Origin of the sequence: uncultured Granulicatella sp. (assembly GCF_963528315.1) — a bacterium.
Taxonomy (GTDB): Bacteria; Bacillota; Bacilli; order Lactobacillales; family Aerococcaceae; genus Granulicatella.
In genome coordinates, this window is the sequence record NZ_CAURVV010000057.1 from 1 (window position 1) to 8,071 (window position 8,071).

The following is an 8,071-nucleotide window of genomic DNA, read 5'->3' on the forward strand; positions in this document are numbered from 1 at the left end:
TAAAGACTTAATTTGGTGTTAAATTTGATCCACCAACAGAATTTGTCGATGAGCCTAAAATTCGAGCCTTGGTCTCGAATTTTACCTTGTAAAAAAATCTATTAAAAATTAGATTTTTTCACTTTCACTACAAAGAATTTTTTCTTCTTGTATTTTATATTCTTAATCGTTTTTTAGTTATATATTCAGTTACTAAACCATCTTTCATTTTAATTCTTAAATAACTTCTCTAAATTCCGAGTTGCGGATTCAATCTCATATCCTGCTTGATCAATTTTTTTCTTCACTTTTTCTGTATCTAATTCTCGACTATGACGAACAGATAAAATCTTATCTGCCCACTCTTCAAGTGAGTCCGTTAAAGATAAAGAATTATCGAAATTTTCTAAAATCTTCGCATTCGGCAAGTGACTTGCTGTGATAACGGGTAATCCATTGGTTTGAGCTTCAATTAATACAATCGGTAATCCTTCAAAATGAGATGGGAAGAAGAATACATCAAGTAAATTGAGCATCTCACCTATATTTGTTTTCAATCCTGTAAAAATCACTTTATCTGCTACTGCATATTGTTCAGCTATATTTTGTAAAAAAGCAGTATCTCCTCTTCCAATAAAAACTAAACGAGAATTCGGTTCTTTTTTAACTAATTCAGAAAAGGCTTTAATGCAAAAACTTTGATTTTTTTGTTTTTCATATAAACGAGAAACTTGTCCTACTACAAAACAATCTTCTGGAATACAATATTCCTGTCGAAGTTGCACTTTTTTCTCTTCATCATATAAAAACTTTTCTACCTCTATCGCATTATGAATCACTAAGGCTTTTTCTCGTTCTTTTCCATGATAAAAATGATTCAACGCTTCTGTTCCACAAGCCCAAAAATCCGTCGCATACTTCCCAACAAAAAGTCGATTAATCGGATGAATAAAACGGTAAAATTTGTCGGCAATAGCACAATGTCCATGAACAATTCTTTTTTCAATGCCATATTTTTTCGCTAATTTTAAAAATTCTAGATGAGTTAAACCATTTTGATTCGACCATAAAATATCATATCGATGTGCATTTTCCTTAAAGAAAAGATCCCATTCTTTTAACGATTGCTGAATATGAGGTCTTAACTTTGGAATTCGATTTACAATAATCGGCTTTTGACAAAGTTTCTTAAAATGCTCACTAAAGTCAACATCTTCAGGACCTTGGAGTAAAAATTCCAGTTCAAATTCATTGGTATCAATATGATTATAAAAATCTATAATAATTTTTTCTAACCCACCAATATCTGGAACTAACCCACAGACCAAAATTCTTTTCATTGATTTTCTCCTTATTTTTTAAACTTTAATACTTTTTGAATCATCAGTATAATTTGTCGTCCACCTTCATGATTTCTAAATAAGAAAATATACACGCTCAAAACAGTAATATATAAAATAATTTTAATCACAATACTCAAACTCAATTCAAGGGATGTAAAAACAAAAAATTCTAGCAAGCTAATTACTGTAAAACTAAATCCAGCCACAATAAAATGTTGCATCATTGTTTTCATATATTCTTTTGAGGAAGCTTTTAATCCATACTTAAACGCACTATAAGGCTCATACCATGTACATGTCAATAAAGTTGAAACAATCGTTCCTAACAATATTCCAGATACTCCTAAATCTAAAATTGCTAAAAAGTACAGTGAAAGAACGATATTTAATATAATCTCTACAATTACCTTTTTATTTTGCTCATAACTTAAGCCATACACTGAAATCATGACTAAAATCGGTCTTCTATAAAAGGTTAAGAAAAAATGAAGAACAATTAGAATCTCAATCGTACGATTAAATGAAAAACTCTCTCCTAACCAGATCATAATAAACGGATGAATAAATAGTAAATATCCCATACTTGCAAAATAAATCAAACTAAAAGTAATAAACTGAAATTTTTTCAAAAAATGGATTTTATCTTCTACTGTTCTATCTATTGAATGAACTAAATTTCCAACAGAAGAAACGACCGAATTAATAGCAGTGTTTAAAATCATAGAAACAAATCCTAAAACATAGGTATAATTTCCATAAATCCCAATCGTTGCTAAACTAATAAATTTCGCCATTAAAATACTATCCGTTTGAAATACTACCGTTTCTCCAATACTTCCAATGATATTGCCTTTAATATTCCGAATAAATTTTTCTCTTTCTTCTTGATTAATTGGAGATATTTCTTCGTTATACAAATAATCGTATAATCGATCTACCATCAGTGACATCACAATATTTCCAATAATATTCACGATAATATTAATCATTAAATAGAAAATATAATTATGAGTTAAAACTATCACTGCAATTTGCAATAATACCTTTGCAGTGTTTAATCCAAAATCAATTAACGTCATCACATAGTTTCGCTGATCGACATACAGTAATGTTCGTTTGTATGAGAAGAAATAACTGGAACCAGCATTAAATACAAACAAAAAATAAATCCAATAGACTTCATCATTAATCGTATAATCCTTAATTAAATGAGGAAGAAATAAGGATAAGATACCTCCTAAGACAAAAATAGATACACCAATGATTCGATATAATTTTTTAAAAAGAATCATAAAAGCATTTACTTTTCCATGTTCTTCTCTCACTAATGGAGCATATAAAGCATAACTAATAGCTCCAGCTACTCCTAATTCTGCTAGAGACAAAATTGATACTAAACTAGATAAATAATTACTTAATCCTAAATAAGTAATTCCAAGAATATTCACAAAAACTGTTCGGTTAACAAATCCAAGAATTACCTGAAAAGGTTGAAGCGCAAGAGCTATAGTCGTATTCAAAGTGGCAAATTCTGTTCTACTTTTTTTCATGCATTCCCTCTATTCATTTAATTCTCCATGGAAAAGTTTATGTAAATAACTATTAAGAATTAACTCTTCTTTATTAATTTTATAAGTTGTTTTCATAATTGGTGTGTTTTTTAACACTTCTCTCCATTCATTTTCATCAAAAGGATCATTCGCATGATTTCTTAAAAACCATACTTCCTCAGCAAAAGCTAAGATTGGTAACCCATCGACTAATGTACTAAATTCATCATTACACTTATATTCAGATAAAATAATAAAATCCATCATTAGATAATGAATAAAAATTGGGAATTTACGGACATAGTACAAATATAAATCCAGAATATGTTTAAAATATGGCTTCCTTTTTTTCCCTGCTAAAAAGAAACCTGACCATTTAAAATCACCAATAGCTCGTTCTATTTTATCCGTGTGTATAGGTGGATGATTCAAAGTAAAAAAGTCTCCTTCAAATATTTCTAAAGTTGCATAAGGCGAGACAAATAAAGTTGCATCCATCCATATTCCACCATATTGGTATAACAAACTAAAACGAATAATATCTGAATAATGTGCAGCTGATAATTCTTTGTTCTCATATTTTTCGGTGATATCTGCAGGAATATTAATGAAATCCGCAAGATTTTCATCCGTTAATAAATAACATTCACAACCATTTCTTTTGGCAAAGTCTTTAATTGTCTTCAGTGAAGCTTTTACCGTTTCAGGCATTTGTGCTTCTCCCTGTTGCCACATTGTCCAAATAATTTTTGGAAACTCTGTATCAACTTCTTCGTTCTCATTACTCGATTCATCTATTTGAGCTTCTTTACGTAATTTCAATACAAAATCTAAAAGAATCTTTTTATGAAAATCATAGAACTTCGTCTCAGATTGTTGCGCAAGATAATAAGCTACTGTCTGCTTAACTCCATAATATTTTACGATTTGACAATATCGAATGATTTTTTCTCGTAATGTTTGTAGTTTCATAGGCTACAATTTCCTTTCACACTTTTCTAAAGCTGTTTTTAGAAAATACCCATCACGAATTTTTTCTCCGATTTTTTTACTATTTTTAATTAGCTCTTGATAGTCATTTTCTGAAAGAGAATCTAAAGATTCTGAAATTTCAAATAATGAATCAACTATGATTCCACATTGATTTTTTCTGACAAAATCAGCTAAAGCAGATTGGCTCCATACAATCATTGGAAACCCTGAGGCTAAATAAAGAGAAGCTTTATGCGGGTTATTCATCTTTAAATATTCTCCATACATTCCACTACAAGTATAGGGGCTATCTCCATCCCAAACTAAACCAAAGCCACCTTGAAGGTGATGAGAAAGTTCATCAGGAGAAAAAGCGCCTTTATAATGAACATTCAAAGGAAGATTCTCTTCTTCGAAGTTGATTCCATAAATAGAAAATTCCGGAATTCCAGGTAATTGTCTTGCATATTTTGTTTTTCGAATATCAAAATTTCCTGCAACGATAACTGTATTCTTCTCATAAGTTGTCTTCTCTTCATAATGAGGAATGACATAATCAAAGATTTCTAATGCAACAATCTTCTTCTCTGGAATTCCTAATCTCACTAATTCTGCTTTCATCTTATCATTATGAGCGATAATACCATCTACTTTTTCCAGTACTGTTTTATTTTGTAAAAAATAGATAATGGAATGTTTAAACTCTTTAAATGTCTTTATCTTTCTATTTCTAAGTGACTCAATATCATGGATGAGTAAATAAGCTTTGAACTTTCTATTTTTCAAAAATCTCGTTAAAATTTGTGTTTTTAACGAATGCCATAATAATGGAAATTGAAGAACGATTACATCGTCTTTTGTTAAAGGAACAGCATTTGAATGACTATTTAAGAAAAAAGGTTGATAGCCTGCTTCTAACATTATTTTTTCAGCATCTAATCTTGCTTTAGATCCTGCATGTTTAGCTTCAGCATATCTTTCTTTTAAATAATAGTTCATGCTACTTCATCCCTTTCCATAATCCTTTTATAATATATTTTTCAAATCTCCATTGAATCGCTCCAACAACTCTTGAAATGAAGACAATATTTTGTGGGAATAATTGATAAGCTCTCATTAAAAATGATGGGCTTGAACTTTTAGAGTATCGATTCAAATATTCCACATATTTCTCTTGATATGGATTCCCCTCGAATATATGATAATCGACAACGTGCATCAAGACTAAATGGAACAAGCGACGATGAATGTATGGAAGTAGCTCTACATCTCCTTCATATAATTGTTCGACTTTATCACATATTGTAAATAAATCTAAATTTTTCAAATTAAATTCTCGATTCATAATACTACCTTGTCGTACACGGTAATAATATCCTATATAATCGATTTTCACCATTCTACGAATCTGTTTTAAGATTCCAATTCCTCCATAAACATCTTCATAAAATAAACCTTCTAAAAATGGAAAATTGAAAATTACTTCTCTTCTAAAAAGTTTAGCAACTGCATTCAAACGAACAATATTATCTCTACATAAAGAAACTAAAGCTTCTTTAGTATTCCCTTGAAAAATAATTTTTACTTTTTCTGGTGAAGGGATTGCTAATTCTTTTTGATCATTCGTATACCAACACTCTACAATATCGATATCATCTGAGGTAACCTGTTTTATCAATTGTTCCAACATATCTTCTTTAAGAACATCATCACTGTCTACAAAAGTAATAAATTCACCTTGGGATTCACTCATACCACGGTTTCTTGCACCACTTAATCCTTTATTTTCTTGATTGATTAAATGAAAACGACTGTCCTGCCTACAAAATCTCTCACAAATTTCTTTTGAAGCATCTGTTGATCCATCGTTGACTAATATCACTTCAAAATTTGTATATGTTTGACATTGAATACTATCTAAACATTCTTCTAGATACTCTTCAACATTATAAACAGGTACAATGACACTAATCATAAATAGCCTCCTATTAAATTTTCCATTTTTTTCGAATGTCTAAATATTTTAAATACAAAGGATAATATAAACTAAAAAAATATTTTGGTGAATAACTATACCATCTTAATAATTTACTGGAATTGAAAATATCGGATGATTCCTTAGCTATTTCAGCATATTTATGAATTGCATCAATGTATAACTGATAGTAGGGATGTCCAATTCTTATACGATACTTTTTAAAATGACCAATACCGACTAAAAATAACATATTCCCTACATAAGGTAACCAATTATCTTCTCTAAATTCCTCTAATAATTTTTCGCCAACCTTAAAAATATCAAGATTCTTTTCTGAATATTTTTGATTCATCGTACTAGAAGTATGATATCGATAATAATAACCAATATAGTCAATTTTTCTCATTTTATGAATATATTTTAAAGAGACGATTCCAGTATAAAAATCTTCATAAATTAAATTTTCTAAAAACGGAACTTTCTCCACTATTTCACGACGATAGAGTTTTGCGACTGGGCTCCAACTTACTCTATGATTAAAACATTCATATAATGCTTCATTTGAATCCAATTCTTTAACATCAATTACTTTTTCTTCGAAATTTAAACAATGAATATCCTCGGTTCTATTACATTCTACAATATCAATTCCATCAGACATATACTTCTTTAATTGCGCCAACAAATCAAACTTTACTATATCGTCACTATCAATAAAAATAATGAATTCTCCTGTAGACTCAGCAACGCCTCTATTTCTTGCAATACTCTGCCCTTGGTTTTCCTGATTTATTAAGTGAAAACGAGAATCTTTCCTACAATATTCCTCACAAATTTCTTTTGAGTTGTCAGTAGATCCATCGTTAACTAATATTACTTCGATATCTGTAAACGTTTGATTTTTTATACTCTCTAAACATTCTTCCAGATAATTTTCTACATTATAAACTGGAACTATTATACTAATCATATTCTTTCTAACATTTCCTTTTAAATTTATTGTATTATCCTACTTATTTAAATACTCAATTTTTTCTTATATGTAATTTATCGTTTAGATGATTCATTACTTTTTTAGCAGCAATCCATCTCTTTTGCAAACCTATATAAATAGGATGAGTAAAAGTTGTATAATATTTTGGAGCAAATAAGTACAGTCTCAATAAACGATATTTCTGGACAACTTCCTTGGATTGCTTTGCTATAAAAGCAGCGTTTCGAATAAAATCTTCATATAAATCGACATATGGATTCTTCTTATTTATCCCATCTTTTAAATAGTGTCCATGACCTATATAAAACATAAAATATCCAATATAAGGAAGCATATCTTCATCATCTTTAAAAGAATCTATTAACTGATTTCCCACTTTAAAAATATCTAAATCTTTTTCATTAAAGGATTTCGTCATAGTACTATTTGCATGAACACGGTAATAATAACCAATATAATCAATAACTACTATTTTTCGAATATGTTTTAGATAATTAATTCCTGTAAAGACATCTTCATAAATATATCCTTCTAAAAATGGAATCTTTTCAACAATTTCTCTTGTATATAATTTTGTAACGGGACAAAACTTCACTTCTTTAAACTCAATACAATTAAGAATTGCTTCTTTAGCGTTTCCTTCGAATACAATTGTAGAAATCTTATTAAGATAGAACTCTTCTTTATTTCTTGTCATTCTACATTCTACGATATCTACATTCGTCTTCATGTAAGGAAGTAGTACTTCTAACACGTTTTTATTGATAACATCATCACTATCGACAAACATGAGGTATTCGCCAATGGATTCTTTAACCCCACGATTTCTGGCTGCACTTTGACCTTTATTTTCTTGATTAATCAATCTAAAGCGACTATCTGCCTGGCAAAATCGTTCGCAAATCTCTTTTGAGCTGTCCGTTGAACCATCGTTTACTAAGATGACTTCAATATCTGTATAAGTTTGATATTGAATACTTTCTAGACATTCTTCTATGTATTCTTCCACATTATAAACGGGTACAATTACACTAATCATAAAATAATTTCCTTCTCAATTATTTTTATTCATCTACCTTTACTTCTTTAATGCCATTTTTGAATTTCCAAATTGCATAATAGATTGGGAATACAATTGAATTATAATATTTGGGGCAAAAGTTATAGAGCTTAATCAAACGTGATGCTCTAGCTAACTCTGGATTTTTCTTTGTTAATGTTACATACTCAGCTAATTTTTGATTATAGAATTCTC

Annotated in this window: 7 protein-coding genes and 1 pseudogene; all 8 read right to left on the reverse strand. The window is 29.4% G+C overall.

Annotated features, from left to right (window positions below; all coding sequences use genetic code 11):
- Window positions 1–209: 209 nt before the first annotated feature.
- Entirely contained in the window at window positions 210–1,319 is a 1,110-nt protein-coding gene (locus tag RYK07_RS08310; RefSeq protein ID WP_314853403.1) for a glycosyltransferase, read from the reverse strand.
- Between the two features lie 11 nt (window positions 1,320–1,330).
- Entirely contained in the window at window positions 1,331–2,872 is a 1,542-nt protein-coding gene (locus RYK07_RS08315) for a transporter (protein WP_314853405.1), read from the reverse strand.
- 9 nt (window positions 2,873–2,881) lie between these two features.
- Window positions 2,882–3,844, reverse strand: coding sequence for a capsular polysaccharide synthesis protein (locus RYK07_RS08320; protein ID WP_314853406.1), 963 nt, complete (start codon window positions 3,842–3,844; stop codon window positions 2,882–2,884).
- Window positions 3,845–3,847: 3 nt separating this feature from the next.
- A complete protein-coding gene (locus tag RYK07_RS08325; protein WP_314853408.1) occupies window positions 3,848–4,843 on the reverse strand; it encodes a galactofuranosyltransferase in 996 nt (331 codons plus the stop codon).
- Window position 4,844: 1 nt separating this feature from the next.
- Window positions 4,845–5,819 (reverse strand): glycosyltransferase, encoded by a 975-nt coding sequence (locus RYK07_RS08330; RefSeq protein ID WP_314853409.1) that lies wholly within the window; start codon window positions 5,817–5,819, stop codon window positions 4,845–4,847.
- A gap of 13 nt (window positions 5,820–5,832) precedes the next feature.
- Window positions 5,833–6,792 carry a glycosyltransferase family 2 protein gene (locus tag RYK07_RS08335; RefSeq protein WP_314853410.1) on the reverse strand — a complete coding sequence of 320 codons (960 nt, stop codon included), beginning with the start codon at window positions 6,790–6,792 and terminating at the stop codon, window positions 5,833–5,835.
- A gap of 55 nt (window positions 6,793–6,847) precedes the next feature.
- Window positions 6,848–7,855 (reverse strand): glycosyltransferase family 2 protein, encoded by a 1,008-nt coding sequence (locus RYK07_RS08340; protein ID WP_314853411.1) that lies wholly within the window; start codon window positions 7,853–7,855, stop codon window positions 6,848–6,850.
- A gap of 25 nt (window positions 7,856–7,880) precedes the next feature.
- Window positions 7,881–8,071, reverse strand: a pseudogene (locus RYK07_RS08345) (glycosyltransferase family 2 protein); the annotation flags it as partial.